At 44.0% G+C, this 26269-nt stretch carries 32 protein-coding genes, 2 rRNA genes and 1 pseudogene; 3 read left to right on the top strand and 32 right to left on the bottom strand.

What is annotated here, in order from left to right; all coding sequences use genetic code 11:
- Nucleotides 1–52: 52 nt before the first annotated feature.
- Both NSQ36_RS00975 and NSQ36_RS00970 read right to left on the bottom strand, forming a co-directional pair.
- Nucleotides 53–2983: ribosomal RNA gene (locus NSQ36_RS00975) — 23S ribosomal RNA — on the bottom strand.
- A gap of 182 nt (nt 2984–3165) precedes the next feature.
- Nucleotides 3166–4714, bottom strand: a 16S ribosomal RNA gene (locus NSQ36_RS00970).
- Together the 16S and 23S rRNA genes form the textbook arrangement of a ribosomal RNA operon.
- Nucleotides 4715–5092: 378 nt before the next feature.
- Between NSQ36_RS00970 and pdaB the strand changes: the two genes are divergently transcribed.
- Complete coding sequence (pdaB, locus tag NSQ36_RS00965; RefSeq protein WP_050945808.1) at nt 5093–5857, top strand: polysaccharide deacetylase family sporulation protein PdaB; 765 nt, start codon at nt 5093–5095, stop codon at nt 5855–5857.
- Here pdaB and NSQ36_RS00960 read toward each other — a convergent pair.
- The gene (locus NSQ36_RS00960) at nt 5850–6452 is read right to left on the bottom strand and encodes a KinB-signaling pathway activation protein (RefSeq protein WP_106036292.1); all 603 of its coding nucleotides are present in this window, start codon (nt 6450–6452) and stop codon (nt 5850–5852) included. The genes pdaB and NSQ36_RS00960 overlap by 8 nt on opposite strands.
- A gap of 90 nt (nt 6453–6542) precedes the next feature.
- Between NSQ36_RS00960 and gerD the strand changes: the two genes are divergently transcribed.
- Nucleotides 6543–7127, top strand: coding sequence for a spore germination lipoprotein GerD (gerD, locus tag NSQ36_RS00955; RefSeq protein WP_003217144.1), 585 nt, complete (start codon nt 6543–6545; stop codon nt 7125–7127).
- Between the two features lie 38 nt (nt 7128–7165).
- Here gerD and NSQ36_RS00950 read toward each other — a convergent pair whose 3' ends face one another.
- The 3 genes from NSQ36_RS00950 to NSQ36_RS00940 form a co-directional block, all read right to left on the bottom strand.
- Nucleotides 7166–8224 carry an Mrp/NBP35 family ATP-binding protein gene (locus tag NSQ36_RS00950; RefSeq protein WP_003217013.1) on the bottom strand — a complete coding sequence of 353 codons (1059 nt, stop codon included), beginning with the start codon at nt 8222–8224 and terminating at the stop codon, nt 7166–7168.
- Nucleotides 8225–8327: 103 nt separating this feature from the next.
- The gene (gene cwlD / locus NSQ36_RS00945) at nt 8328–9041 is read right to left on the bottom strand and encodes an N-acetylmuramoyl-L-alanine amidase CwlD (protein WP_017359175.1); all 714 of its coding nucleotides are present in this window, start codon (nt 9039–9041) and stop codon (nt 8328–8330) included.
- A 58-nt stretch (nt 9042–9099) separates the two neighbouring features.
- Nucleotides 9100–9543, bottom strand: coding sequence for a YbaK family protein (locus tag NSQ36_RS00940; protein WP_113386641.1), 444 nt, complete (start codon nt 9541–9543; stop codon nt 9100–9102).
- Nucleotides 9544–9689: 146 nt separating this feature from the next.
- Between NSQ36_RS00940 and NSQ36_RS00935 the strand changes: the two genes are divergently transcribed.
- A complete protein-coding gene (locus tag NSQ36_RS00935) occupies nt 9690–10259 on the top strand; it encodes a DUF4825 domain-containing protein (RefSeq protein ID WP_251191518.1) in 570 nt (189 codons plus the stop codon).
- Between the two features lie 37 nt (nt 10260–10296).
- On the opposite strand, the gene NSQ36_RS00930 is transcribed toward NSQ36_RS00935, so the two are convergent.
- From NSQ36_RS00930 to rpsH, 26 genes and pseudogenes are all read right to left on the bottom strand, one after another.
- Nucleotides 10297–11376 (bottom strand): serine hydrolase, encoded by a 1080-nt coding sequence (locus tag NSQ36_RS00930; RefSeq protein ID WP_339206498.1) that lies wholly within the window; start codon nt 11374–11376, stop codon nt 10297–10299.
- A 111-nt stretch (nt 11377–11487) separates the two neighbouring features.
- The gene (locus NSQ36_RS00925; protein WP_113386640.1) at nt 11488–11958 is read right to left on the bottom strand and encodes a GNAT family N-acetyltransferase; all 471 of its coding nucleotides are present in this window, start codon (nt 11956–11958) and stop codon (nt 11488–11490) included.
- Nucleotides 11959–11989: 31 nt separating this feature from the next.
- Complete coding sequence (locus NSQ36_RS00920; protein ID WP_113386639.1) at nt 11990–12736, bottom strand: amidohydrolase family protein; 747 nt, start codon at nt 12734–12736, stop codon at nt 11990–11992.
- 98 nt (nt 12737–12834) lie between these two features.
- A complete protein-coding gene (locus tag NSQ36_RS00915) occupies nt 12835–13350 on the bottom strand; it encodes a GNAT family protein (RefSeq protein ID WP_113386638.1) in 516 nt (171 codons plus the stop codon).
- A gap of 189 nt (nt 13351–13539) precedes the next feature.
- Nucleotides 13540–13932, bottom strand: a complete 393-nt coding sequence (gene rpsI / locus NSQ36_RS00910; RefSeq protein WP_003217273.1) for a 30S ribosomal protein S9 — start codon at nt 13930–13932, stop codon at nt 13540–13542.
- Between the two features lie 20 nt (nt 13933–13952).
- Nucleotides 13953–14390, bottom strand: a complete 438-nt coding sequence (gene rplM, locus NSQ36_RS00905; protein ID WP_003217042.1) for a 50S ribosomal protein L13 — start codon at nt 14388–14390, stop codon at nt 13953–13955.
- A gap of 166 nt (nt 14391–14556) precedes the next feature.
- Entirely contained in the window at nt 14557–15300 is a 744-nt protein-coding gene (truA, locus tag NSQ36_RS00900; protein ID WP_113386637.1) for a tRNA pseudouridine(38-40) synthase TruA, read from the bottom strand.
- Between the two features lie 11 nt (nt 15301–15311).
- The gene (locus NSQ36_RS00895) at nt 15312–16109 is read right to left on the bottom strand and encodes an energy-coupling factor transporter transmembrane protein EcfT (RefSeq protein ID WP_003217024.1); all 798 of its coding nucleotides are present in this window, start codon (nt 16107–16109) and stop codon (nt 15312–15314) included.
- A complete protein-coding gene (locus NSQ36_RS00890) occupies nt 16106–16975 on the bottom strand; it encodes an energy-coupling factor ABC transporter ATP-binding protein (RefSeq protein ID WP_003216922.1) in 870 nt (289 codons plus the stop codon). Before NSQ36_RS00890 ends, NSQ36_RS00895 begins: the two co-directional genes overlap by 4 nt.
- Complete coding sequence (locus tag NSQ36_RS00885; protein ID WP_050945818.1) at nt 16951–17793, bottom strand: energy-coupling factor ABC transporter ATP-binding protein; 843 nt, start codon at nt 17791–17793, stop codon at nt 16951–16953. Before NSQ36_RS00885 ends, NSQ36_RS00890 begins: the two co-directional genes overlap by 25 nt.
- A gap of 124 nt (nt 17794–17917) precedes the next feature.
- Complete coding sequence (gene rplQ / locus NSQ36_RS00880) at nt 17918–18280, bottom strand: 50S ribosomal protein L17 (protein ID WP_003216944.1); 363 nt, start codon at nt 18278–18280, stop codon at nt 17918–17920.
- A gap of 76 nt (nt 18281–18356) precedes the next feature.
- On the bottom strand, nt 18357–19301 hold the full coding sequence (locus NSQ36_RS00875) for a DNA-directed RNA polymerase subunit alpha (RefSeq protein ID WP_003217009.1): 945 nt from the start codon (nt 19299–19301) through the stop codon (nt 18357–18359).
- Between the two features lie 175 nt (nt 19302–19476).
- Nucleotides 19477–19872, bottom strand: coding sequence for a 30S ribosomal protein S11 (gene rpsK, locus NSQ36_RS00870; RefSeq protein ID WP_003217231.1), 396 nt, complete (start codon nt 19870–19872; stop codon nt 19477–19479).
- A 20-nt stretch (nt 19873–19892) separates the two neighbouring features.
- Nucleotides 19893–20258, bottom strand: a complete 366-nt coding sequence (rpsM, locus tag NSQ36_RS00865; protein ID WP_003217023.1) for a 30S ribosomal protein S13 — start codon at nt 20256–20258, stop codon at nt 19893–19895.
- Nucleotides 20259–20279: 21 nt separating this feature from the next.
- Nucleotides 20280–20393 carry a 50S ribosomal protein L36 gene (rpmJ, locus tag NSQ36_RS00860; protein WP_003156543.1) on the bottom strand — a complete coding sequence of 38 codons (114 nt, stop codon included), beginning with the start codon at nt 20391–20393 and terminating at the stop codon, nt 20280–20282.
- 31 nt (nt 20394–20424) lie between these two features.
- Nucleotides 20425–20643 carry a translation initiation factor IF-1 gene (gene infA / locus NSQ36_RS00855; RefSeq protein ID WP_003217190.1) on the bottom strand — a complete coding sequence of 73 codons (219 nt, stop codon included), beginning with the start codon at nt 20641–20643 and terminating at the stop codon, nt 20425–20427.
- Nucleotides 20621–20928, bottom strand: a pseudogene (locus tag NSQ36_RS00850) (RNA-binding protein). Before NSQ36_RS00850 ends, infA begins: the two are co-directional and overlap by 23 nt.
- A 27-nt stretch (nt 20929–20955) precedes the next feature.
- Nucleotides 20956–21702: a type I methionyl aminopeptidase gene (map, locus tag NSQ36_RS00845; protein ID WP_003217210.1), complete on the bottom strand. Its 747-nt coding sequence runs from the start codon at nt 21700–21702 to the stop codon at nt 20956–20958.
- Nucleotides 21699–22352, bottom strand: coding sequence for an adenylate kinase (locus NSQ36_RS00840; protein ID WP_012008711.1), 654 nt, complete (start codon nt 22350–22352; stop codon nt 21699–21701). Before NSQ36_RS00840 ends, map begins: the two co-directional genes overlap by 4 nt.
- Nucleotides 22353–22407: 55 nt before the next feature.
- Entirely contained in the window at nt 22408–23700 is a 1293-nt protein-coding gene (gene secY, locus NSQ36_RS00835) for a preprotein translocase subunit SecY (RefSeq protein WP_012008710.1), read from the bottom strand.
- 1 nt (nt 23701) lies between these two features.
- The gene (gene rplO, locus NSQ36_RS00830) at nt 23702–24142 is read right to left on the bottom strand and encodes a 50S ribosomal protein L15 (protein ID WP_003216888.1); all 441 of its coding nucleotides are present in this window, start codon (nt 24140–24142) and stop codon (nt 23702–23704) included.
- Between the two features lie 30 nt (nt 24143–24172).
- On the bottom strand, nt 24173–24355 hold the full coding sequence (rpmD, locus tag NSQ36_RS00825) for a 50S ribosomal protein L30 (RefSeq protein WP_003217067.1): 183 nt from the start codon (nt 24353–24355) through the stop codon (nt 24173–24175).
- Nucleotides 24356–24368: 13 nt separating this feature from the next.
- Nucleotides 24369–24869: a 30S ribosomal protein S5 gene (gene rpsE, locus NSQ36_RS00820; protein WP_003217179.1), complete on the bottom strand. Its 501-nt coding sequence runs from the start codon at nt 24867–24869 to the stop codon at nt 24369–24371.
- A 24-nt stretch (nt 24870–24893) separates the two neighbouring features.
- Entirely contained in the window at nt 24894–25256 is a 363-nt protein-coding gene (gene rplR / locus NSQ36_RS00815; RefSeq protein ID WP_003216951.1) for a 50S ribosomal protein L18, read from the bottom strand.
- 32 nt (nt 25257–25288) lie between these two features.
- Nucleotides 25289–25825: a 50S ribosomal protein L6 gene (rplF, locus tag NSQ36_RS00810; RefSeq protein WP_003217186.1), complete on the bottom strand. Its 537-nt coding sequence runs from the start codon at nt 25823–25825 to the stop codon at nt 25289–25291.
- Between the two features lie 31 nt (nt 25826–25856).
- The gene (gene rpsH / locus NSQ36_RS00805) at nt 25857–26255 is read right to left on the bottom strand and encodes a 30S ribosomal protein S8 (protein WP_003217040.1); all 399 of its coding nucleotides are present in this window, start codon (nt 26253–26255) and stop codon (nt 25857–25859) included.
- Nucleotides 26256–26269: the final 14 nt, after the last annotated feature.

Here is a 26269-nt window from a genome sequence, read left to right as displayed (position 1 = left end):
GAGAATGTTCTCTCAAAACTAGATAACAATGTTCAAGCTTCACATTAGAATATAGGTTAAGTCCTCGATCTATTAGTATCTGTCAGCTCCACGTGTCACCACGCTTCCACCTCAGACCTATCAACCTGATCATCTTTCAGGGATCTTACTTCCTTGCGGAATGGGAAATCTCATCTTGAGGGGGGCTTCATGCTTAGATGCTTTCAGCACTTATCCCGTCCGCACATAGCTACCCAGCGATGCCCTTGGCAGAACAACTGGTACACCAGCGGTGCGTCCATCCCGGTCCTCTCGTACTAAGGACAGCTCCTCTCAAATTTCCTGCGCCCGCGACGGATAGGGACCGAACTGTCTCACGACGTTCTGAACCCAGCTCGCGTACCGCTTTAATGGGCGAACAGCCCAACCCTTGGGACCGACTACAGCCCCAGGATGCGATGAGCCGACATCGAGGTGCCAAACCTCCCCGTCGATGTGGACTCTTGGGGGAGATAAGCCTGTTATCCCCGGGGTAGCTTTTATCCGTTGAGCGATGGCCCTTCCATGCGGAACCACCGGATCACTAAGCCCGACTTTCGTCCCTGCTCGACTTGTAGGTCTCGCAGTCAAGCTCCCTTGTGCCTTTACACTCTGCGAATGATTTCCAACCATTCTGAGGGAACCTTTGGGCGCCTCCGTTACATTTTAGGAGGCGACCGCCCCAGTCAAACTGCCCACCTGACACTGTCTCCCTGCCCGATAAGGGCAGCGGGTTAGAAGGTCAATACAGCCAGGGTAGTATCCCACCGATGCCTCCACCGAAGCTAGCGCTCCGGTTTCCAAGGCTCCTACCTATCCTGTACAAGCTGTACCAACATTCAATATCAGGCTGCAGTAAAGCTCCACGGGGTCTTTCCGTCCTGTCGCGGGTAACCTGCATCTTCACAGGTACTATAATTTCACCGAGTCTCTCGTTGAGACAGTGCCCAGATCGTTGCGCCTTTCGTGCGGGTCGGAACTTACCCGACAAGGAATTTCGCTACCTTAGGACCGTTATAGTTACGGCCGCCGTTTACTGGGGCTTCAATTCGCACCTTCGCTTACGCTAAGCGCTCCTCTTAACCTTCCAGCACCGGGCAGGCGTCAGCCCCTATACTTCGCCTTACGGCTTCGCAGAGACCTGTGTTTTTGCTAAACAGTCGCCTGGGCCTATTCACTGCGGCTTCTCGGGGCTTTAACACCCTAAGAAGCACCCCTTCTCCCGAAGTTACGGGGTCATTTTGCCGAGTTCCTTAACGAGAGTTCTCTCGATCACCTTAGGATTCTCTCCTCGCCTACCTGTGTCGGTTTGCGGTACGGGCACCTCTCACCTCGCTAGAGGCTTTTCTTGGCAGTGTGGAATCAGGAACTTCGCTACTAAATTTCGCTCGCCATCACAGCTCAGCCTTTACGGGAAACGGATTTGCCTATTTCCCAGCCTAACTGCTTGGACGCGGATATCCAATACCGCGCTTACCCTATCCTCCTGCGTCCCCCCATTGCTCAAATGGTGAGGAGGTGGTACAGGAATATCAACCTGTTGTCCATCGCCTACGCCTTTCGGCCTCGGCTTAGGTCCCGACTAACCCTGAGCGGACGAGCCTTCCTCAGGAAACCTTAGGCATTCGGTGGACGGGATTCTCACCCGTCTTTCGCTACTCATACCGGCATTCTCACTTCTAAGCGCTCCACCAGTCCTTCCGGTCTGACTTCACAGCACTTAGAACGCTCTCCTACCACTGTTCGTAAGAACAGTCCGCAGCTTCGGTGATACGTTTAGCCCCGGTACATTTTCGGCGCAGAGTCACTCGACCAGTGAGCTATTACGCACTCTTTAAATGGTGGCTGCTTCTAAGCCAACATCCTGGTTGTCTAAGCAACTCCACATCCTTTTCCACTTAACGTATACTTTGGGACCTTAGCTGGCGGTCTGGGCTGTTTCCCTTTCGACTACGGATCTTATCACTCGCAGTCTGACTCCCAAGGATAAGTCATCGGCATTCGGAGTTTGACTGAATTCGGTAACCCGGTAGGGGCCCCTAGTCCAATCAGTGCTCTACCTCCGAGACTCTTACCTTGAGGCTAGCCCTAAAGCTATTTCGGAGAGAACCAGCTATCTCCAGGTTCGATTGGCATTTCACCCCTACCCACACCTCATCCCCGCACTTTTCAACGTGCGTGGGTTCGGGCCTCCATTCAGTGTTACCTGAACTTCACCCTGGACATGGGTAGATCACCTGGTTTCGGGTCTACGACCACGTACTCATGCGCCCTATTCAGACTCGCTTTCGCTGCGGCTCCGCATCTTCTGCTTAACCTTGCACGGGATCGTAACTCGCCGGTTCATTCTACAAAAGGCACGCCATCACCCTTTAACGGGCTCTGACTACTTGTAGGCACACGGTTTCAGGATCTATTTCACTCCCCTTCCGGGGTGCTTTTCACCTTTCCCTCACGGTACTGGTTCACTATCGGTCACTAGGGAGTATTTAGCCTTGGGAGATGGTCCTCCCGGATTCCGACGGAATTTCACGTGTTCCGCCGTACTCAGGATCCACTCTGGAGAGAACAACATTTCAGTTACAGGGCTGTTACCTTCTTTGGCGGGCCTTTCCAGACCTCTTCGCTTATATCGTTCCTTTGTAACTCCGTATAGAGTGTCCTACAACCCCAAGAGGCAAGCCTCTTGGTTTGGGCTGTTCCCGTTTCGCTCGCCGCTACTCAGGGAATCGCATTTGCTTTCTCTTCCTCCGGGTACTTAGATGTTTCAGTTCCCCGGGTATGCCTTCTCATACTCTATGTATTCAAGTATGGATACTACTCCATTACGAGCAGTGGGTTTCCCCATTCGGAAATCTCCGGATCAAAGCTTGCTTACAGCTCCCCGAAGCATATCGGTGTTCGTCCCGTCCTTCATCGGCTCCTAGTGCCAAGGCATCCACCGTGCGCCCTTTCTAACTTAACCATTTCTTACTTTAGAAAGAATCACTATGTGTGATGAACTTTGCATTGCATTCAATGTGAATGTATTACTTATTGTTATCTAGTTTTCAAAGAACAATCCTGTCTCGCTAGAGACATGTCTTGAAGGAATGATCCTTCAAAACTAAACAAGACGAAAACGCACACTGCTCCATATATCCTTAGAAAGGAGGTGATCCAGCCGCACCTTCCGATACGGCTACCTTGTTACGACTTCACCCCAATCATCTGCCCCACCTTCGGCGGCTGGCTCCATAAAGGTTACCTCACCGACTTCGGGTGTTGCAAACTCTCGTGGTGTGACGGGCGGTGTGTACAAGGCCCGGGAACGTATTCACCGCGGCATGCTGATCCGCGATTACTAGCGATTCCAGCTTCACGCAGTCGAGTTGCAGACTGCGATCCGAACTGAGAACAGATTTATGGGATTGGCTAAACCTTGCGGTCTCGCAGCCCTTTGTTCTGTCCATTGTAGCACGTGTGTAGCCCAGGTCATAAGGGGCATGATGATTTGACGTCATCCCCACCTTCCTCCGGTTTGTCACCGGCAGTCACCTTAGAGTGCCCAACTAAATGCTGGCAACTAAGATCAAGGGTTGCGCTCGTTGCGGGACTTAACCCAACATCTCACGACACGAGCTGACGACAACCATGCACCACCTGTCACTCTGTCCCCGAAGGGAAAGCCCTATCTCTAGGGTTGTCAGAGGATGTCAAGACCTGGTAAGGTTCTTCGCGTTGCTTCGAATTAAACCACATGCTCCACCGCTTGTGCGGGCCCCCGTCAATTCCTTTGAGTTTCAGTCTTGCGACCGTACTCCCCAGGCGGAGTGCTTAATGCGTTAGCTGCAGCACTAAGGGGCGGAAACCCCCTAACACTTAGCACTCATCGTTTACGGCGTGGACTACCAGGGTATCTAATCCTGTTCGCTCCCCACGCTTTCGCTCCTCAGCGTCAGTTACAGACCAGAGAGTCGCCTTCGCCACTGGTGTTCCTCCACATCTCTACGCATTTCACCGCTACACGTGGAATTCCACTCTCCTCTTCTGCACTCAAGTTTCCCAGTTTCCAATGACCCTCCCCGGTTGAGCCGGGGGCTTTCACATCAGACTTAAGAAACCGCCTGCGAGCCCTTTACGCCCAATAATTCCGGACAACGCTTGCCACCTACGTATTACCGCGGCTGCTGGCACGTAGTTAGCCGTGGCTTTCTGGTTAGGTACCGTCAAGGTGCGAGCAGTTACTCTCGCACTTGTTCTTCCCTAACAACAGAGCTTTACGATCCGAAAACCTTCATCACTCACGCGGCGTTGCTCCGTCAGACTTTCGTCCATTGCGGAAGATTCCCTACTGCTGCCTCCCGTAGGAGTCTGGGCCGTGTCTCAGTCCCAGTGTGGCCGATCACCCTCTCAGGTCGGCTACGCATCGTCGCCTTGGTGAGCCATTACCCCACCAACTAGCTAATGCGCCGCGGGTCCATCTGTAAGTGACAGCCGAAACCGTCTTTCATCCTTGAACCATGCGGTTCAAGGAACTATCCGGTATTAGCTCCGGTTTCCCGGAGTTATCCCAGTCTTACAGGCAGGTTACCCACGTGTTACTCACCCGTCCGCCGCTAACATCCGGGAGCAAGCTCCCTTCTGTCCGCTCGACTTGCATGTATTAGGCACGCCGCCAGCGTTCGTCCTGAGCCAGGATCAAACTCTCCGAAAAAGTACAAAACCGAAGTTTTGTTTTTCGTCAGTGTTTGACTGACTACCTATGATATAACATAGGATTTTTTTATAAAAACTCGAATTAACAGGTACGTTTTGTCTTGTTTAGTTTTCAAAGATCATCTTCGCCGTTCTTAGCGGCTTTAATAATATAACATTTCGCTTCATCTTATGTCAATAACTTTTTTCAAGTTTATTTCCCGAAGCGTTTTGTGTTTGTCACTGTGTGTCAGCGACGATTAATAATATATCACGAAAACTTTCTATTGGTCAACGCCTTTTCAAAACTTTTTTTGAAATAGTTTTATCGTGCATCTCAAACCCTTGTCCTGCATACAATCAAGTAACAATCTCGGACAAGGCAGGAGTGTTTGAATTGAGTCGATTATATGTGTTGCCTATTAAACGGCTGAAGCAAATTGTCATTATTCTTGTAGCAGCCCTTGCAGCTGCAACCTTTTTTTATGTACAAAAGGCACCGCCGCTGTCGGTATTTAAAACAGAACACGGACCCCGAGCCATTTATAAAGGCGAGACTTCCTCAAAACATGTCTCCCTTACTTTTAATATCGGCTGGGGAGATGAGAAGGCAGTTCCTATTTTAAATGTCCTTCGAGAGTACGATATAAAGAACGCTACTTTCTTTCTGTCTGCTTCTTGGGCTGAACGTCATCCTGATATCGTCAAACAAATTAGAGAGGACGGTCACCAAATCGGCAGCCTTGGCTATGCTTATAAAAATTATAGCCAGCTTGAAGATAGTGAAATCAAGCAAGATCTTGTCCGGGCACAAAATTCATTTCAAAAGCTTGGACTAGATGACATTCAACTATTAAGACCGCCAACTGGGCAATTTAACGAAAAAGCTTTAAAAATTGCCACACAGTACGGTTATACCGTTGTCCATTACAGCGTCAATTCACAGGATTGGCTGAATCCAGGCGTCGATCAGATTGTTCAGAATGTAAATGATCGAATGAAAAGCGGAGACATTGTTCTCCTCCATGCCTCAGATTCAGCAACCCAAACCGCTCAAGCCTTACCAGCTATTTTGAAACAAATCAAAGAAAAGAATTTAAAGAATGTGACGGTTGGCGAACTGATCTCCAATACCAAAACAAGGTCATCGGAAGTTAAGTAGCTTTTGCCTTTGAAAACCGCGGCATAGCTAATAACTGAAACGCATTACAGCCTAATAGCGGTAATAGCATTAAATACAGCCAGTCCTCTTCATTGACTCTGAGCGCCGGGAACCATTCTAGCGACGTGATGACGACCATGAGAAACATTGCGGAAACAAATGTTTTCTTAGAGGACTGCTGCTGTTTAAAGTACGCCACGATCAATGCGAACACACCGATAAAGACAGGCAGCCATAGGTATGGAAGAAATGATTCATTCTCCCCGAAAAACAAAAATCGCAAGTAAGCTAAATCAAACAGCACAAAGATCACCAGAAACAGCTGAATGGTATTCCATAAAGAATGTGACCGGAATATCTCTAGCGCAAACCGGTGCACCGTCAAAAAGACAACAAACCCCATCTGACTAATGACACTAAAAATCATCCCCACACCAATGAACCAAAATAACACAGATGCGATTTCTAGTATTTCAAACGATATAAAAAGCTTCTGATATTTCCCCCACTCCAGCGCAAAGCCTACCACGCTTGTAATGACCGCTCCAACAGCTAGCACAGAGAAGAAGAAACGAACTAAATCCCGACTTTTCATTGAATTGACCCAACCCCTATTTTTGTTATGTATAAATTCACGTGAAACATTCATATTAAAAGTAAGACATGTAACGAAAGGAGCCACAGTATGTCAAAAGGCATCTTGCGTATAATGAGCTGTTTTCTCCTTTTATCTCTAACAGCTTGTGCTCCCAAAACCCAATCCTCATCTAATATGGACTATGACGAAACAAAGAAAATGGTCGTCGATATATTGAAGACAGATGACGGTAAAAAGGCCATTCAACAGTTATTAAATGACGAGGCAATGAATGAAGCTTTGGTAATGGATGAACAAACTGTGAAAAAAACGATAGAGAAAACACTGACTTCTGATAAAGGCAAAGAGTTCTGGAAGAAGGTCTTTGAGGATTCTAAATTTGCCGAGACTTTCGCAAAATCCATGCAGCAACAGCATGAAAAGATGTTAAAACAGTTAATGAAGGACCCTGACTATCAGCAATTGATGATGGATATTCTCAAGGATCCTGAAATGGAAAAGAAATACGGTGAACTGGTGAAAAGCAAAGAGTTCAGAAAGCATTTAGAAAAAGTTATTACGGAAACATTAAGCAGTCCTCTTTATAAGAAGAAATTCGAAGATGAGCTTAAAAAAGCAGCATCTGAAAGCAGTGATTCCGGATCAAAAGGCAGCGAAGAAAGCGGCAGTTAAACATCACCCGAGTGGACATACATCCACTCGGGCTTTCATTATGCTTTTACTGCTAATTGTTCAATGACTTTATTCGCAATGTGTTGATACACTTCTCCTGTCGGATGACTCGCATCATAGACGGATGGAGCAAAATCCTCTTCATTCCAATCAGGCTGTCTTAAAGGAATTTGGCCAAGGACCGATACACGCAGTTCTTCTGCCAGCTTGTCCCCGCCCCCTTTTCCAAAGACATGTTCTTTCTCACCTGTTTTTTTGCTTTCATAATAGCTCATATTCTCAACGACCCCTAGCACTTCGTGATCTGTTTGCAGTGCCATTGCGCCTGCTCTAGCAGCAACGAAGGCAGCTGTAGGATGCGGTGTTGTGACAATGATTTCTTTACAGCTTGGAAGCATTGTATGAATATCAAGCGCCACATCTCCCGTTCCAGGCGGAAGGTCTAATAGTAAGTAATCTAATTCTCCCCACTCGACTTCGTGGAAGAAGTTATTTAGCATTTTACCAAGCATCGGTCCTCTCCATATGACCGGTGCATTTTCTTCAACAAAAAAGCCCATTGAAATCACTTTGACACCAAAGCGTTCCACAGGAATAATTTTTTCCCCTTTAACCGTTGGTCTGACGGTGATTCCCATCATATCCGGTACACTAAAGCCATAAATATCTGCATCAATCAGTCCGACTTTTTTCCCTAGACGAGCCAGCGCTACAGCAAGGTTAACAGACACGGTGGATTTCCCAACGCCGCCCTTTCCGCTCGCTATCGCTAAGAACTCAGGCGGATTTTTAGAATTGAGCAGGTTTTCTTCCTCATCTTGTGAAGGCATAAACCTTTCAAGTGTTTCCTGAGGCAGTTCTTCAAAACGAAGTCCTACTGTGTTAGCACCCTCTGCTTTCAAGGCTTGTACGATGTCTTGCTGCAGCTTCATCTGCTCAGCAGTACCCGTTTTGGCAATGGCCACCTTTAAGCTCACATGCTCTTTTTCAGGCTTTAGGCTGATTTCCTTGATGGCATCCAGCTCACCAAGCGGTATATGAAGGAAAGGTTCGTCCATCTTCCCAACTAGTTTTCTCACATCATCTTGTCCGATCATAGCAGAACCTCACCCTTTATTGAATTCGTTTACAATCCAAGTATATCATACATATCCTTACAATGTCTGTCCTGTTTGCCTGCGTTCAAAAGGAAAAAGCCCCTTATTCAGGCGGCTCTTTTTGCTCTGTTAAATATCTTAAAATGCCTTTATAAATGGATGCGGCTATTTGATCTTGATATTTAGGTGTTGCCAGCTGACCGGCCTCTTTCGGATTGGAGAGAAACCCAATCTCCACAAGAGCTCCTGGCTTTGTCACATTTTGCATTAAATAAATGCCATTGATCCGCTTCGCCTTTCGATCTGTGTTTTCAAGATTATTGCGTAATTCATCTTGTATGAACTTCGCTGCCTTTTCATTCTCTTCATACTTTCCGTAAAAAAACGTCTGCGCGCCGCTCCATTTGTTCGATGGGATCGCATTTAAATGAATACTTAAATAGAGATCCGCTTCAGACTCATTGATGACTTTTACGCGGTTTCTTAAATCTTCCGCTTTCTTCCGGGCATATCCCTTTGTGTTCTTTGATGATAAATCAGAATCATCCTCGCGGGTCATGAGAACAAGCGCTCCCTGCTCCTGCAAATAGTCACGTATCTTCATGGATACATCCAGTGCAATCTCTTTTTCAAGCAGCTCTCCTCCTACAGCCCCGCCATCTGGACCGCCATGACCCGGATCTAAATAGATGATCTTGCCGCTCAGAGGCAAGTTCCACGATTTCCACGAATCATCATTTAGAAATTGAAACCTGAATAAGAATAAGAGGACAATAAACCCGATTAAAAACCCTGTCCATTTCAGCTTTCTTTTCATCCCTGTCCCTCCCATACACCATTATTTTATAGATATGGGACAAGGACTGGAAATATGCTTAATGCAGCCGAAGCTTATGCCTTTTTTCTGATTCCCGAAAGCCTTCCTGCCACCACATGCTTAAAAAATCCTTCGCAAATGAATACAGACACGACATCTTCCGCTCCATTCGGAACATATTCCCCCACGATTGCAAACACCCCGCTAGCTCCTCAACCAGCTCATCTTCTTCATGAACTGACCGCTTCTTTATATCATCGAACGATTCACCGTACTTGCTCGACTCACCGTATCTCCCACCTGCTAAAAAAGCTTCAATGGCGAAATCGATGCAGCCATCACTCATAATCCCAGCTGGATCATCTGCAAATGGGAACAGCTTCTTCGTGAATTTCTCGGAAGCGACCGTCACCTGTTGAAGAGACAATGTACGCAACAGCTTCTTTTCAAGCGTGACATCTCGTTTTGTTTTCAATTGATAAAATGAAAGAACCTCTGCCATGGACTGAACTCCTTTTTTCTTTGTATTGTTCGTTGGTTTGAACAAAACATGCAGTTCAGTAAATGGAAATCAATGAGCTAATGGATTGGAAAATTGTGATAAGATGAACACTTATATATAGAAAGAATGGAAAAGAGGCAAAATTCATGAAGAAGTGGATGTATATCCTACTGCTACTAACAGTCGTCTTATCTGGATGCAGCAGTCACGCGACCGAGCAGAAGAGCGACATAAAAGGAATAGAAGACATATCATTAAAACAGCTTTCTAAGCAAAAAAATTCTTATATTGGAGACAACGGAGCAATTGGCGCTATTTTATCAGATCTTCCAGGTAACGTGATTCGTGAGTATGAAATCGTAGATGAAAAAGAGCTAAAAGTGACATATGGCGTGAAAGAAAATGCCAATGATACAGAAGAACAATTTGATACATTTTGGTTTGACAAGAAGGATACCATTGAAAAAAACTACTTATATAACGCATTGGCACTTTTTATTCTTATCGATAATGCTGAGCAAGTGACACTCAAGATGAACTCTAACGACAAACAATCCGTCACGTTTAAAAGACAAGAGCTAGAAAAAAAGCTGCCTCACTCATTTAAAGAGTACCAAGACGATGTAGCGCTTTGGCAGAAGGAACTGGTTGTTGGAGTTGTGAAGTCAAAAGAGAAACGCCAAGATGTATACAAAGTGTTTCCAATGCAGAAATAATAAAACAGAGGGGTATCTCCCTCTGTTTTTTTGATGATTATGTAGTAAAAGCCTTAATTAAACGTTGTCTAAAGTTTTGATCCACTGCTGCAGTAAGCATAAATTCATTGAATACTTCCTCAATCCAGTGAGAATTGTTCGCTTTCGGATCATTGATAAAAAGAGAGATGGATATAGAGGATGTTTCTGTTCTTCGATATAAAGCAGCTGTGAAAACAAACAATGTTGCTCCGCCTTTATACCAAAGGTATTGATCTGTTTCCGCCTTGAATGTTTCTCCCAGCACAATTTGGCTAAAAAGACGCTTTTCTTCTGTTGTTAACAACTCATCCTGCAGACGTTTCATAAAATGTGCATATTGATTAGTTGTAGACTTTGTCATCTTTTGCGTCAGTAATGATTGAATACGCAAGCTTAACAAGTTCTTTTTCATTATTTTATCTTCTAACGCCTTTTTATGCTCTGAGTCATTTTTCATGATATTAAAAATCTCACTCATCAGAGATTTGTATTGTTCATCTGTTACACCGCTCATTTGCTTGAATGCATCCCGCTCATGATCAGATACATAAGCTGGCCACAACACCTTAGGTGTCAGTGGCATGACTTCACCATGTTCTGTAAGGTCCGCTTGTTTCATTCGATCATTGATCTTATCTAAGCCGAGGCGTTCAATCAAATAATCAGTACAAGCATTCGAACTGACTTGCATCATCCCTTTGGCAACATCTAATAAAGTTGCATGCTCAGAAAAATCGTTGACCTCCAGCCAGTATGTGTGAGCACCGCCATCTGTTCTATCAATATAAAACCGCTCTATGTCCGCCAATGCCACTTTTTCATCTAGCTTGATGTCACCGCTAGAGACGGTTTTAACAAAATGAAACAAAACCATTAATTTCACCGTACTTGCAAGTGGTGTTTTTTGATTACCATTCCAATCTAATACCACATCTTCATTTTCAATAATTGTCGCTGATACGTCCTTTTTGTTTTTCATGACAAATGTCAAAAGATCTTCCTTCGTTTTCTTCATATCTCTTTTATACAACAGGACATCAACCACCAAGTAAAGTATGACCACACCTAAGACAACTAGACCGATTTCGAGTAACATGTTTCTCCTTTCCAAATAACTAAGGATTTATATATTTAATATAACAAAAATTTCAAATAAAGTCACAAAAAAGCAAAGGCGAATGAACCCTTCGCTTCTTGGTGTTCTTATTCATGGGGAGAGATGCAGCTTCATCCCATCATGCGTAGCTTCAAAGCCCAACTTTTCGTAAAAACGGCGTGCATCTGGTCTCTGTTTGTCTGTTGTTAGCTGAATCATATGACAACCGCGGTCGCTTGCGTGCTGAATAGCCTTTTTTATCAACATCGTGCCAATTCCTTTCCCTCTATGAGACGAGGCCGTACGAACTCCTTCTATTGAAGCTCTCCATCCTCCTTGATGTGTAAGAAATGGCGTCATGGTCAATTGGAGAACACCTACAGCTTCTTCCTGATCACACGCAACAATGAGTTCAATATTTGGATCAGCATCTATTGAATGAAAGGCTTCGATATAGCTTTCTAATAATGGTTGCGTGTAACGCTCTCTTTTTTGACCTAACATATCATCCGCGAGCATGAAGACGATTTTATCGAGATCATCCAGCTTGGCTTCTCTGAATGTCAGTTGACTGAACCCCATTGAACACACCTCCTATGAACTGAAGTGGAACTTATTGACCAAAATACCATTGATGCGCGTTCTTATATAAGATGTGATCAGCTGCTTTTTCATCAAAGAGCTGTTGAATCAACTCAACATCACCGTATTCAAATGGACGCTTCGCCCTTGTGGATGGAAGGTCTGTACCAAACATCAGTGCATCAGGATTCGTTTGATAAATGGATGTCAACGCATGTTCAACGTTTAAATCGACACGTCCAAAACCTGTTGCTTTTACCCGAACTCCTTTATCAACCAGCTTGAGCAAATGTGGCAAACCTTCTTCCGATAAGCCTAAATGATCAATCGAAACGGCTGGTAGCTGTTCAAGCGTAGATGAGATGTCAGGGAGATGCTTAGCGTCTATGTAGAGCTCACTATGCCATCCCGCCAGCTCATACACCCTTCTCGCAAAATAATCGAGCTTCGAAATATCCTCCGAACCGCCACGCTTCACATTAAAACGTAAAGCATTCACCCCATGTTGATCCAAATGAACAATCTCATCATCAGTTGCCGTAAAAGGTAATTGAGTCACACCGCAAAAAGCTGGACCCAGTTCATCCAGCGCCTTCAACAAATAGCCTTGATCAAAGCCTTGAAATGACCCTGAGACGATGGCTCCACCTACAATCCCCAGATCAGCCGTCTCTCTCCTATAATCATTCACCACATAACTAGGGGGTGTATACCCTTGGTTTTCTTGAATGGGAAAATCAAAATCAATGATATGAAAATGTGCATCAAAGATCCTCATGCTTGGCGCCCCTCTTCTGCTTATTTGATCTGATTATATCAATAGCGAAAGCCAAGGGATATTTGGAATGACGAATTACTTCATATCATGAAAACTTATCAAGTTTTCCATTCCTCACTTAAGATGGCATAGTAAAACTCATCCCACCACTCATTTCCTTGCGGTATACATTTTTTAAAATATCCTTCTCTTCTCATCCCCATTTTCTCCATCACTCTCCACGATGGCACATTTTCAGGCTGACAAGTGGCAATGATCCGATGTAAATTCATTGTGTGAAAGCCATGATGCAGTACAGCATAGGCTGCTTCAGATGCATAGCCTTTGTTTTGATATACAGGATTGAAGACCCAGCCAATTTCATACGTGTGATCACCAAAGTAAGGATGAAATGCGATATGCCCGATGCATGTATGATCTTCTTTTAATAGGACAGCGACATACTTAGCATCTTCATGACGATTATTTTTGACAAATTCCTTCGCATCTACTTTAGAAAATACATCTTCCGGAATATACTTCATCACTACCGGATCAGATGTATAAGCATAGACATCCTGCCAATCATCATCAGCAAATGGACGAATGAGACATCTTTCTGTCGTTAGATTCATAGGACAACCTCCATCTTTTTTAACAGAAAACTTCTATACTCATATTTTATACGTATTCAAGAGGAAGAGACCAGTCATGATCTATCACATAAAAAGCACAAAAAAAAGCACCAGCACGAAGCTGATGCTTTTTTTATAAGGTTTGTTTGTAACAAACCTTTGTAAAACGTCCATACAATATAAAATTGATTAACGTTTTGAGAACTGAGGTGCGCGACGTGCGCCTTTAAGACCGTATTTCTTACGCTCTTTCATACGAGGGTCACGAGTAAGAAGTCCAGCACGTTTAAGTGATGTACGGTACTCAGGATCTACTTCTAGAAGAGCACGAGAGATACCGTGACGAATTGCTCCAGCTTGACCAGAGAATCCACCACCGTGAACAGTTACAAGAACATCGTAGCTGTTAGCTGTTTCTGTGATGTTCAAAGGCTGTTTCACGTCTTCGATTAAAGCAGCGAATGGAATGTATTCAGTAATTTCACGATTATTAACGACGATACGGCCTTCACCTGGAACTAAGCGAACGCGCGCTACAGAACTTTTACGACGACCTGTACCGTAATATTGAACCTGTGCCAAATTGTTAACCTCCCTTATAATTAACCGCGAAGTTCGTAAACTTCAGGTTGTTGTGCTTGATGTGGATGCTCAGAACCACGGTACACATTTAATTTTTTGAACATTTGACGGCCTAATGGACCCTTTGGAAGCATACCTTTGATAGCAAGCTCCAACATTTTTTCAGGGTAGTTTGTACGCATCTCAAGAGCAGTTCTTTGTTTCAAACCACCTGGGTGCATTGTGTGACGGTAGTAAATTTTGTCCGTCAATTTCTTACCTGTTAATTCGATTTTCTCAGCATTGATGATGATGACGTGATCACCTGTATCAACGTGTGGTGTATAAGTTGGTTTGTGCTTACCGCGCAAAAGTGATGCTACTTCAGTAGAAAGACGACCTAGAGTCTTGCCTGCCGCATCAACAACTAGCCATTTGCGCTCAATTGTGCTTGCGTTCGCCATTGGTGTTGTACGCATGAGTTTCCCTCCTAAATAAATCAATGATTTTTCCTTGAATCAAATGCTACGTTCTATTTCAAAACACAAGATAAGTCTTCCGGGGCTTATTTGTGGGGTTGAAATACATACCATATGATATCTTATAACTTTCTGCTTCCTGTGTCAAGAACATGTTACACCTGGTTTAGTTGTCATAGAAAACTTCCCATAAATACAGTCCGTGACTAGGCGCAGTCTTGCCTGCCGCTTCGCGATTTCGGGCGGCAAGCATGGCTTTTATCTCATCAGGGTGAAATTTACCAGATCCGATTTCAAGTAACGTTCCAGCGAAAATTCGCACCATGTTGTATAAAAATCCATTTCCTCTCACACGCATTTCAAGCCCGTCTGAGACGTTTTTCCACTCGAGGGTGTAAATCTCTCTCACCTTGTCCTGGACCTCTGTATTGGCCGCACAAAAGCTTGTGAAGTCGTGTGTGCCAATGAGGTGCCCAGCAGCTTCTCTCATTTTGTCTGCATCCAGCCGGTAAGGAAAGTGGCAGGCATACTGTCTCGTGAACACATTTTGGTGCGTTTCCGTTGAGACCTTATAACGGTACTCCTTCGAAACGACACTAAAACGTGCATGAAACGACTCATCCACTTCCTCAGCCTTTAGAACCCGGATGTCATCCGGCAGGAGACTGTTGAGGGCAAAAGGCCATCTTTCCATCGGAATCGAGAGCGGCGTGTCGAAATGGATGACCTGCCCCTTCGCATGAACGCCGCTGTCCGTCCGGCCAGAAGCCACAATCGGAATCAGTTCATCCTGTTTATGCATTCTTGCAAGAGCAGACTCGATCTCCGTCTGAACAGTCCGCTGCCCAGGCTGCACCTGATAGCCTTTAAAATGTGTCCCATCGTAGGATACGGTACATTTGACCTTCATCTAGGAATCACCTAATTTCTCAGAAATACAAGGAGTGCTGTTAACAGGATGAATAGGAGCAGTGTGAACGTGTCTTTCATGCCCCAGACAAGCTGACGGTATTTCGTCCGCCCTTCTCCTCCGCGGTAGCCTCTCGCTTCCATAGCGGTCGCCAGTTCCTCTGCACGCTTAAACGCACTGACGAAAAGCGGGACAAGTAAAGGAACGATGGCTTTCATGCGATCTTTAAGAGGTCCGCTTGTAAAATCAACACCTCTTGCCATTTGCGCCTTCATGATTTTGTCCGTCTCTTCTAGTAAAGTTGGAATGAACCGAAGAGAGATGGACATCATGAGAGCAAGCTCATGAACGGGCAGTTTGATTTTACGGAATGGGTGAAGCAGCTTTTCCATACCGTCTGTCACTTCTATAGGCGTTGTGGTTAACGTCAGAAGTGTCGTCATCATGATGAGATAGACAAAACGGAGAGAAATGAAAATCCCCTGCTTTAGACCTTCTTCATAAATATTTAAAAAACCAAAGTGAAATAGCAAGGCGCCATCCTTTGTCATGAAGATATGCAGTATGAAGGTAAACAGGACAATCCATAGGATCGGCTTCATTCCTTTGAGAATAAAGTATAGCGGCACCTGAGAAACCATCACCACAAGGAGGGTAAAGACACCTAAAAGCCCGTAAGTGATGTAATTATTAGCAAAAAAGACAATAAAGACAAAAAAGAAAATTGATAACAGCTTTGTCCTTGGATCAAGACGATGGACAAAGGATGAACCTGGCACATACTTGCCGATAATCATACTATCCATCATGATGTCGTGTCCTCCTGATAAAGAGCTGTTAAGGCTTCTGCCATTTCATCCATGGTCAGAAGCGGCCTTGGAAACGTAATGCCCAGCTTTTTTTCTACAGTCTGCTGGAATTTAATCGTTTCTGGGAGGTCGAGACCAAACGAAGACATGTCTGTACGATTGGCAAACAATTCTCTCGGCGTACCTGTCGCCTTCACCGTTCCTTTATGCATCACAATCATTTGATCCGCATAATGAGCGGCGTCCTCCATACTGTGTGTAACCAGAATCGTGGTGAGGTTTGCCTTTTGATGAAGCTCATAGAACATGTCCATGATTTCCTTACGTCCGCGTGGATCTAATCCTGCAGTCGGCTCATCCAGCACAAGCACTTCTGGCTCCATCGCTAGAACACCCGCAATCGCCACACGTCTCATTTGACCGCCACTTAGTTCAAAGGGAGATCGAGATAATAAGGATTCAGGAAGACCAACTAGCTTCAGCATTTCCTTCGCCTTTGCTTCTGCCTTCTCCTGAGGAACACCGAAATTCATCGGACCAAAGCAGATATCCTTAAGGATCGTTTCTTCAAAGAGCTGATGCTCAGGAAACTGAAACACGATGCCTACTTTTTTCCGAAGTGACTTTAAATCCTTCTGCTTTTTATTGGCTTGTAAGATGGTATCCCCAAGCGCAATGCTCCCCTTCGTTGGTTTGAGCAAGCCATTTAAATGCTGCAGCAACGTGGACTTGCCAGAGCCCGTATGACCAATGACAGCGACATAGCTGCCCTCTTGAATGGAAGCATTGACATCATACAAAGCGAGACGCTCAAACGGCGTTTTCATTTGATAACGATGCTCTAATTCTTTGATCGTAATGTCCATAGCTCTTTCACCAATCCTTCTTGTGTCAAATGGGCATTTGCAAGCGGTACACCTTGCTGCTTCAATTGTTTGCTCAGCCGATAGGAGAATGGCAGATCAAGTCCAATTTGAACTAGCTCTTCGTCTAGTTCAAATACTTCCTCTGGGGTTCCCTCGGCAAATTTTTTCCCGCCATTCATGACAATGACCCGGTCTGCCTTGGCGGCCTCGTCTAAATCATGTGTAATGGAAATGACTGTGACCGTCCCTTGTTCCTTCAATAGTCTAACAGTCTCTAACACTTCTTCACGGCCAATCGGATCAAGCATCGATGTTGCTTCATCCAAGATCATGATGTCAGGGCTTGCGGCAAGTACACCTGCAATAGCGACTCTCTGCTTTTGCCCGCCTGATAGATGGTGCGGCTCTTGATCAAGAAACTCCTGCATATTGACCTGTTTGACAGCCCAATCTACACGTTCTATCATCAATTCCCGCTCAACCCCGTTATTTTCTAAACCAAAAGCCACATCATCACGAACCGTTGAGCCAACGAATTGGTTATCTGGGTTTTGAAAGACCATTCCGACCTTTTTGCGAATATCCCAGACACTCTCTTCTTTCAGCTCAATCTCTCCAACCTTGACCGTTCCAGCATCCGGTAAAATGAGCCCATTCAGTACACGGGCAAGTGTGGATTTACCTGAACCGTTATGACCAACAATGGCGAGCCATTCATTTTGATTCACATGCAATGACACTTGATCTAAAGCGGGCTTGTCCGCATCCTTGTGATAACGAAATACAATGTCCTTTACGTCAATTAATGTCTTCCCCATCTCTACCGGACCTCCTCTCAGCTCAACCTCTTCTTTGCTTCTTGCTAAAAAGCCGTAGTATCTAAAAAAGGGCATAGATCCAGTTATGAACTGTCCCGCCCTTTCTTAGATACACGCTATGTGATTAAACTAATTCAATGACAGCCATTGGTGCGCCATCGCCGCGACGAGGTCCAAGCTTCATGATACGAGTGTATCCACCTTGGCGATCTTCGTAGCGAGTTGCAACGTCAGCGAATAATTTTTGAAGTGCATCTTGGTTTGTTTCAGCGTTAGCTACTTCATTACGAATGTAAGCTGCAGCTTGACGGCGAGCATGAAGATCTCCGCGTTTGCCAAGAGTGATCATTTTTTCAACTACAGAGCGAAGTTCTTTCGCACGTGTTTCAGTTGTTTCGATGCGTTCGTTGATGATCAAATCAGTCGTTAGGTCACGAAGCATTGCTTTACGTTGTGCACTAGTGCGTCCTAGCTTTCTGTATGCCATGTGATGTCCCCTCCTTAGTTAGAGAATGCTGTATGAATAAAAAACACACGAAAATCCTAGTTCACAATGAAACTAGTCAATCGTCTTTACGAAGACCCAGTCCAAGTTCTTCTAGTTTCGCTTTCACTTCTTCAAGAGATTTACGTCCAAGGTTACGAACTTTCATCATATCCTCTTCTGTCTTGTTAGCAAGCTCTTGAACAGTATTAATACCCGCACGCTTCAAACAGTTGTAAGAACGAACAGAAAGATCAAGCTCTTCAATTGTCATTTCAAGCACTTTTTCTTTTTGGTCTTCTTCTTTCTCAACCATAATCTCAGCATGCTGAGCTTCGTCAGTTAACCCAACGAAAATATTCAGGTGTTCAGTTAAAATCTTAGAACCTAGAGCGATCGCTTCTTTCGGTCCTGTGCTCCCATCAGTCCATACATCTAGTGTTAATTTATCATAGTTTGTGATTTGCCCAACACGGGTGTTCTCCACTTGATAAGTCACACGAGAGACAGGTGTATAGATTGAGTCGATCGGAATCACACCGATTGGCTGATCGTCTCTTTTGTTTGCATCAGCAGGATTATACCCGCGACCTCTTTGTGCAGTTAAGCGAACACGGAAGCTCGCATTCTTGCCAAGAGTTGCGATGTGGAGATCTGGATTTAAGATTTCAATATCGCTGTCGTGTGTAATATCAGCAGCTGTTACAGTACCTTCATCTTGTACATCAATTTCAAGCGTCTTCTCTTCTTCAGAGTAGATTTTGAGTGCAAGCTTTTTAATGTTTAAGATAATCGTTGTAACATCTTCAACCACGCCTTCGATCGTTGAGAATTCGTGTAAGACACCATCTATCTGGATCGATGTTACAGCTGCACCAGGAAGTGAGGATAAAAGGATACGACGAAGGGAGTTCCCTAAAGTGGTACCATATCCACGCTCAAGTGGCTCTACGACAAACTTGCCATACTTGGCATCGTCGCTGATTTCAACCGTTTCGATTTTTGGTTTTTCAATTTCGATCATCTAATAAAACCCTCCTTCAAAACGTCGAAACCTCGAATAGAATCATATGAGATTCCATCCGAAATTCCTCATTGTTTAGTCCCGTATGTGCTCAGGCAACGAGTCGTGTATTCGTCTCATAAATAACTGTATCATAACCCATTATTGACAGGGACACAAAATCTATACAAACAAATTACACGCGGCGACGTTTTGGTGGACGGCATCCGTTATGAGGAACTGGAGTTACGTCTCTGATTGCAGTAACTTCAAGACCTGCAGCTTGAAGTGCACGAATTGCAGCTTCACGACCAGAACCAGGACCTTTAACAGTTACTTCAAGTGTTTTAAGACCATGTTCGATAGAACCTTTAGCAGCAGTTTCAGCAGCCATTTGTGCAGCGAAAGGAGTAGATTTACGAGAACCTCTGAATCCTAATGCACCAGCACTTGACCAAGAAATTGCGTTTCCATGAACATCAGTAATCGTTACAATCGTGTTGTTGAAAGTGGAACGAATATGAGCGATTCCAGCTTCAATATTCTTTTTCACGCGACGTTTACGCGTATTTTGTTTACGAGCAGCAGCCATTCTTTAACTACCTCCTTTACTTATTTTTTCTTGTTAGCTACAGTACGACGCGGACCTTTACGAGTACGCGCGTTGTTTTTTGTGTTTTGTCCACGAACAGGAAGTCCTCTACGATGACGGATTCCGCGGTAGCTTCCGATTTCAATTAGACGCTTAATGTTAAGTGAAACTTCACGACGAAGGTCACCTTCTACTTTAAGTTTGTCAATGATATCACGGATTTTACCAAGTTCGTCTTCAGTTAGATCGCGAACGCGAGTGTCTTCAGAAACACCTGCTTCTTTAAGGACTTGTTGCGCAGTCGTACGACCAATTCCAAAAACATATGTTAAAGAAATGACAACACGTTTATCACGTGGAATATCTACACCAGCAATACGAGCCATGATTTGGGCACCTCCTTGTTATTAGCCTTGTTTTTGTTTATGTTTTGGGTTTTCACAGATCACCATTACTTTTCCTTTTCTGCGAATAACTTTACATTTTTCACAGATAGGTTTAACAGATGGTCTCACTTTCATGTGTTTCCAACCTCCTTCTTCCGGAGTTGCTTTATTTGTAACGGTACGTAATTCTACCACGAGTTAAGTCATATGGAGATAATTCTACCGTAACTTTGTCTCCAGGTAAAATGCGAATGAAGTGCATACGGATTTTTCCTGATACATGAGCCAAAACTGTATGACCATTCTCTAGTTCAACTTTGAACATTGCATTTGGCAAAGTTTCTGCTACAGTACCTTCCACTTCAATTACATCGTCTTTCGCCATTCAAGTGTTCTCCCTTCTTCAAATCAGTAACTTGCTCTCTGACAAATGTCCAAATGAGTTTATCTCAATTGTCCATCTATCACCCGACCTGTTTTGAATATACTGTTCTGAACTTCCGGAGATACGCAACCATAAAAGGTTATATGATTGATATTTTTTCTTAGGAGAATGAAATTTACGCTTTTCTCCGTCTGCGATTAGTACATGGCAGCCACCGAACATGCCGATGACACCTGTATACTGATCTTGTTCTTTCCTTTGGACTATACAGACAACCTGCCCGATTTGGGCCTGAAAGGCTTCAGTGAAGACCTAAATCTTAGTCAGTATATCAAAACCTGTATCTGTAATCGCAATCGTATGCTCAAAGTGAGCACACTTTTTCCCATCAACCGTTACAACCGTCCAGTTATCAGCCAATGTTTTCACATATCGGCTGCCTGCGTTCACCATCGGTTCGATGGCCAACACCATTCCAGGTTTTAGCCGCGGGCCTTTGTTGGGCGGACCATAATGAGGAATTTGAGGGTCCTCATGAAGATCCTGTCCGACCCCATGTCCAACATATTCTCTAACAACTGAGAAATTCTCGTTTTCTACATACGTTTGTATGGCATGGGAAATGTTCGACAGACGTTCGCCTGGCTTTGCTTCCTGTAAGCCTTTATATAGAGATTCCTCTGTGACTTCCAGTAGTTTGCGGTCTTCATCACTGATTACCCCAACTGGATAAGTCCAAGCAGAGTCACCATGATAGCCATTTAACTTTGCGCCAATATCGATACTAATGATGTCACCATCACGTAAAACCCGTTTACCAGGAATACCGTGAACGAGTTCTTCATTCACCGAAACGCAAATGCTCCCGCGAAAACCATTATACCCTTTAAAAGATGGGATTGCACCCTGCTTTGTAATAAAACGTTCGGCAATTTGATCCAATTCTTTTGTCGAAATACCTGGTTTTATGTGTTTCTTCAGCTCTTCATGAGTCAGTGCGACAATGCGTCCAGCTTCTCTCATAATCTCAAGCTCGCGAGGAGTTTTACAGATAATCATTTATTTAATCCCCCAAGCAGGTCCTTGATATCTGCATATACATCGTTAATGTGTTTTGCACCATCAATGTTTGCAAGATATCCTTTTTCTGAATAGAAGTTCAGTAAAGGTTCAGTCTGCTTTAAGTTTACTTCAAGTCTAGTCGAAACGGTTTCTGCATTATCATCTGCACGTTGATAAAGCTCGCCTCCACACTTATCGCAAACATTTTCTTTCGCAGGTGGATTGAATACTAAATGATAGGTTGCTCCGCAATTTTTGCAAATTCTTCGGCCAGTCAGACGCTCCATCAATGCATCTTTATCGACTTTAATATTAATGACATAATCAATCGTTCTGCCAAGGTCCTTTAGAATGTCTTCTAAAGCTTCAGCCTGAGCGACTGTTCGCGGAAATCCGTCCAGAAGAAAACCTTGTTCACAATCATTTTTGCCAAGTCTTTCTCTAACAATACCGATTGTGACCTCATCAGGAACAAGCTCTCCTTTATCGATAAAGGATTTTGCTTCGAGCCCAAGTTGTGTCTCCTCTTTCATAGCAGCGCGGAACATATCTCCTGTTGAGATATGAGGGATCCCATAATCATCAACAATTCGTTCTGCCTGAGTGCCTTTACCAGCACCCGGAAGCCCCATTAAGACTAAGTTCATTTCGGATTTCCCCTTCCTTACTTAGAGAGGTTGGGCAGGAGCCCAGCCCTCTGTTTTATTTCATAAATCCACGGTAGTTTCGTTTCACTAATTGGCTTTCAAGCTGTTTCATTGTTTCAAGTGCAACACCTACAACAATGAGAAGACTTGTGCCGCCAATTTGTGCAGCGGAAGGTAATCCAGCGAATTGAATGAAAAAGATAGGAAGTATTGAAATCACGGCTAAGAAAATGGCGCCCACAAACGTGAGTCGGTACAAAATGCTCGTAATTCTATCTTGAGTCATTTTCCCTGGACGAACTCCCGGGATATAGCCACCCTGCTTTTGCAGATTTTCAGCCATTTGTTCAGGATTCACTTGGACAAAGGCATAAAAATATGTGAAAGCAACAATCAGTGCTACATAAATCGTCATACCGATTGGCTTAGTATAGTCAAAGTTGTTGGTTATCCAAGTTGTCACATTATTGGTTCCGAAGAACGATGCGACCGTCTGCGGAGTAATAATGAAAGAAACGGCAAAGATGACTGGAATCACCCCTGCTGGATTCACTTTCAATGGAAGATGCGTTGCTTGACTAGCAGACATTTGTGCACGGCCAGTTCCTTTTGAATATTGAATCGCAATCTTTCTCACTGCCATTTGAATGTAAATAACACCAATAACAATGACAAGAATAGCAATGACAATAAGGGCAATTTTCAGGATTTGCATGAACAGCTGTCCATCTCCACCTACAAACTGCTGAGCGTACACTTGTTTTAATGTTTGAGGGATACCTGCGATGATCCCGGCAAAGATAATAATCGAAATACCGTTACCAACACCGTGAGCAGTAATCTGCTCTCCCAGCCACATTAAAAATGCTGTTCCCGCAGTGAGTACGACCGCAATTAAGAGGTACGTTGAAACACCTGGGTTTTCAATCAGCATGCCTCCTGCCATATTGTTGAATCCATATGACATTCCTAACGCCTGGATAAAACCTAGAACAATTGTAAAATACCTTGTGAATTGTGCTAATTTTCGGCGGCCAACCTCTCCTTGCTTTGACCACTCAGTGAACTTCGGAACAACATCCATCTGCAAGAGCTGAATGATGATCGAAGCGGTGATATACGGCATAATCCCCATTGCAAGAATGGAGAATTGGAAAAGTGCCCCGCCCCCAAACGTGTTGAGGATCCCGAAAACACTCATTTGATCCTGTGCCTGGAGAACTTCGGCGTTCACATTAGGCACAGGGATGAAAGCACCTATACGAAAGACGATTAACATTAAAAGAGTGAATATAATCTTATTCCGTATATCTTTCACGCGCATAAAATTGGAGATTGTCTTAAACAAGTTAGATCACCTCGGCTGTACCGCCAGCAGCTTCAATAGCTTCTTTCGCAGAAGCAGAGAATTTATTGGCTTTTACAGTTAATTTTTTTTCTAATTTACCGTTGCCAAGAATTTTTACTCCTGCTTTTAACTTGCTTATTGCACCAGTCTCTAGAAGAAGTTCAGGAGTTACTTCCGTTCCTTCGTCAAAACTGTTTAATCTGTCTAAGTTGATTACCGCGTAATCTTTACGGTTGATGTTTGTAAAACCACGTTTTGGAAGACGTTGGAATAAAGGCATCTGACCACCTTCGAAACCAGGGCGTACACCGCCGCCAGAACGAGCGTTTTGACCTTTATGACCTTTACCAGAAGTTTTACCGTTACCTGATCCAATACCACGACCAACACGGTTGCGTACTTTACGTGAACCTTCTGAAGGCTTCAATTCATGAAGTTTCATTTGGGCACCTCCTTATCGATTAAAAATGTTTTATTGTTCTTTAACAGAAACTAAATGAGACACCTTGTTAATCATGCCGCGGATCGCTGCATTGTCTTCATGTACGACTGTTTGGTTTGTTTTCTTAAGACCAAGAGTACGAACAGTGACACGCTGATCTTCTGGGCGACCGATTACACTGCGTTTGAGGGTAATTTCTAATTTATTTGCCATTAATGTTCCCTCCTTATCCTAACAGGTCTTCTACAGATTTTCCACGAAGCTTCGCAACGTCTTCAGCACGTTTAAGTTCACTTAAACCCTGAAGTGTTGCGCGGATCATGTTGATCGGTGTATTAGAACCTAGAGATTTAGAAAGGATATCAGCTAGACCAGCAAGCTCAAGAACCGCACGCACTGGGCCTCCAGCGATAACTCCTGTACCTTCTGAAGCAGGCTTCAATAGAACGTTTCCTGCACCGAATCGACCGATGATTTCATGTGGAATTGTAGTTCCAACCATTGGTACTTCAATTAAATTCTTTTTCGCATCTTCAACAGCTTTGCGGATCGCTTCTGGTACTTCTTGTGCTTTACCAGTACCGAAACCTACATGACCGTTTTTGTCACCGACAACAACTAAAGCTGCAAAACGGAAACGACGTCCACCTTTAACAACTTTCGCTACGCGGTTAACCGTAACTAAGCGTTCTTCTAACTCTAATTTGCTTTGGTCAATACGACTCATTCGGATGTGTCCCTCCTTCTTTTATTAAAATTTAAGTCCAGCCTCACGAGCAGCTTCAGCTAGAGCTTTTACACGTCCATGATATAAGTATCCTCCGCGGTCAAATACCACGTTAGAGATTCCTTTTTCAACAGCACGTTTTGCAACAAGTTCGCCAACTTTAGTAGCAGCTGCAGCGTCAGAACTATTCTCGATCTTTAACTCTTTATCAAGAGTAGAAGCACTTACAAGTGTTACACCGTTAACATCATCAATTACTTGAGCGTAGATGTTCTTGTTAGAACGGAAAACGTTAAGGCGAGGTCTTTCAGCAGTACCTGAAAGTTTCGCACGAACACGAGCGTGTCTTTTAAGACGAGTAGCGTTTTTGCTAGTTTTCGTAATCATCCGAGTCACTCCTTTCTTCACATTAAGCGATCTTACTTACCAGTTTTTCCTTCTTTACGGCGAACGAATTCACCTTCGTAACGAATTCCTTTACCTTTGTAAGGCTCTGGAGAACGGACAGCGCGGATGTTAGAAGCTAGAGCTCCCACACGCTCTTTATCGATACCTTTAATGACTACTTTCGTTTGAGATGGAACTTCGACTTCAACTCCAGCCTCAGGAACGATTTCAACTGGATGAGAGTATCCAACGTTAAGAACAAGTTTGTTTCCAGATTTAGCTGCACGGTAACCGACACCGATAAGTTCTAAACCTCTTTCGAAACCTTTAGATACACCTTCAACCATGTTTGCAATTAAGCTACGTGTTGTACCATGTAATGCACGGTGTTCTTTATGATCAGACGGACGGCTTACAGTTAAGACGCTGTCCTCAATTTTAATTTCCATATCAGGGTGAAATGTACGAGTTAGTTCACCTTTTGGTCCCTTTACTGTCACTGTGTTATCGTTGTTTGTCACAGTAACTCCTGAAGGGATCTCGATTAGTTTTTTACCTATACGAGACATACCAAGCACCTCCATTCATCTTAAACTTTTTTTACCATACGTAAGCAAGTACTTCTCCACCAGCTTGTTTAGCACGGGCTTCTTTGTCCGATAAAACACCTTGTGATGTAGAAATAATTGCGATTCCAAGTCCGTTAAGTACACGTGGTACTTCATTTGATTTCGCATATACACGTAAACCAGGTTTACTGATTCTTTTAAGACCAGTGATAACACGTTCGTTGTTTTGGCCATATTTAAGGAACATACGGATAATTCCTTGTTTGCTGTCTTCTACATATTCAACGTCACGGATAAAACCTTCACGCTTTAAGATTTCAGCAATTTCTCTTTTGATTTTTGAAGCCGGTACTTCTAGCTTCTCATGACGTACCATGTTCGCATTGCGAATACGAGTCAGCAAATCTGCAATCGGATCTGTCATAACCATTATTTAATAACCTC

The organism is Bacillus sp. FSL W8-1143, from assembly GCF_037965155.1.
GTDB classification, from domain to species: Bacteria; Bacillota; Bacilli; order Bacillales; family Bacillaceae; genus Bacillus; species Bacillus pumilus.
This window is presented reverse-complemented; position numbering and strand designations above follow the sequence as displayed.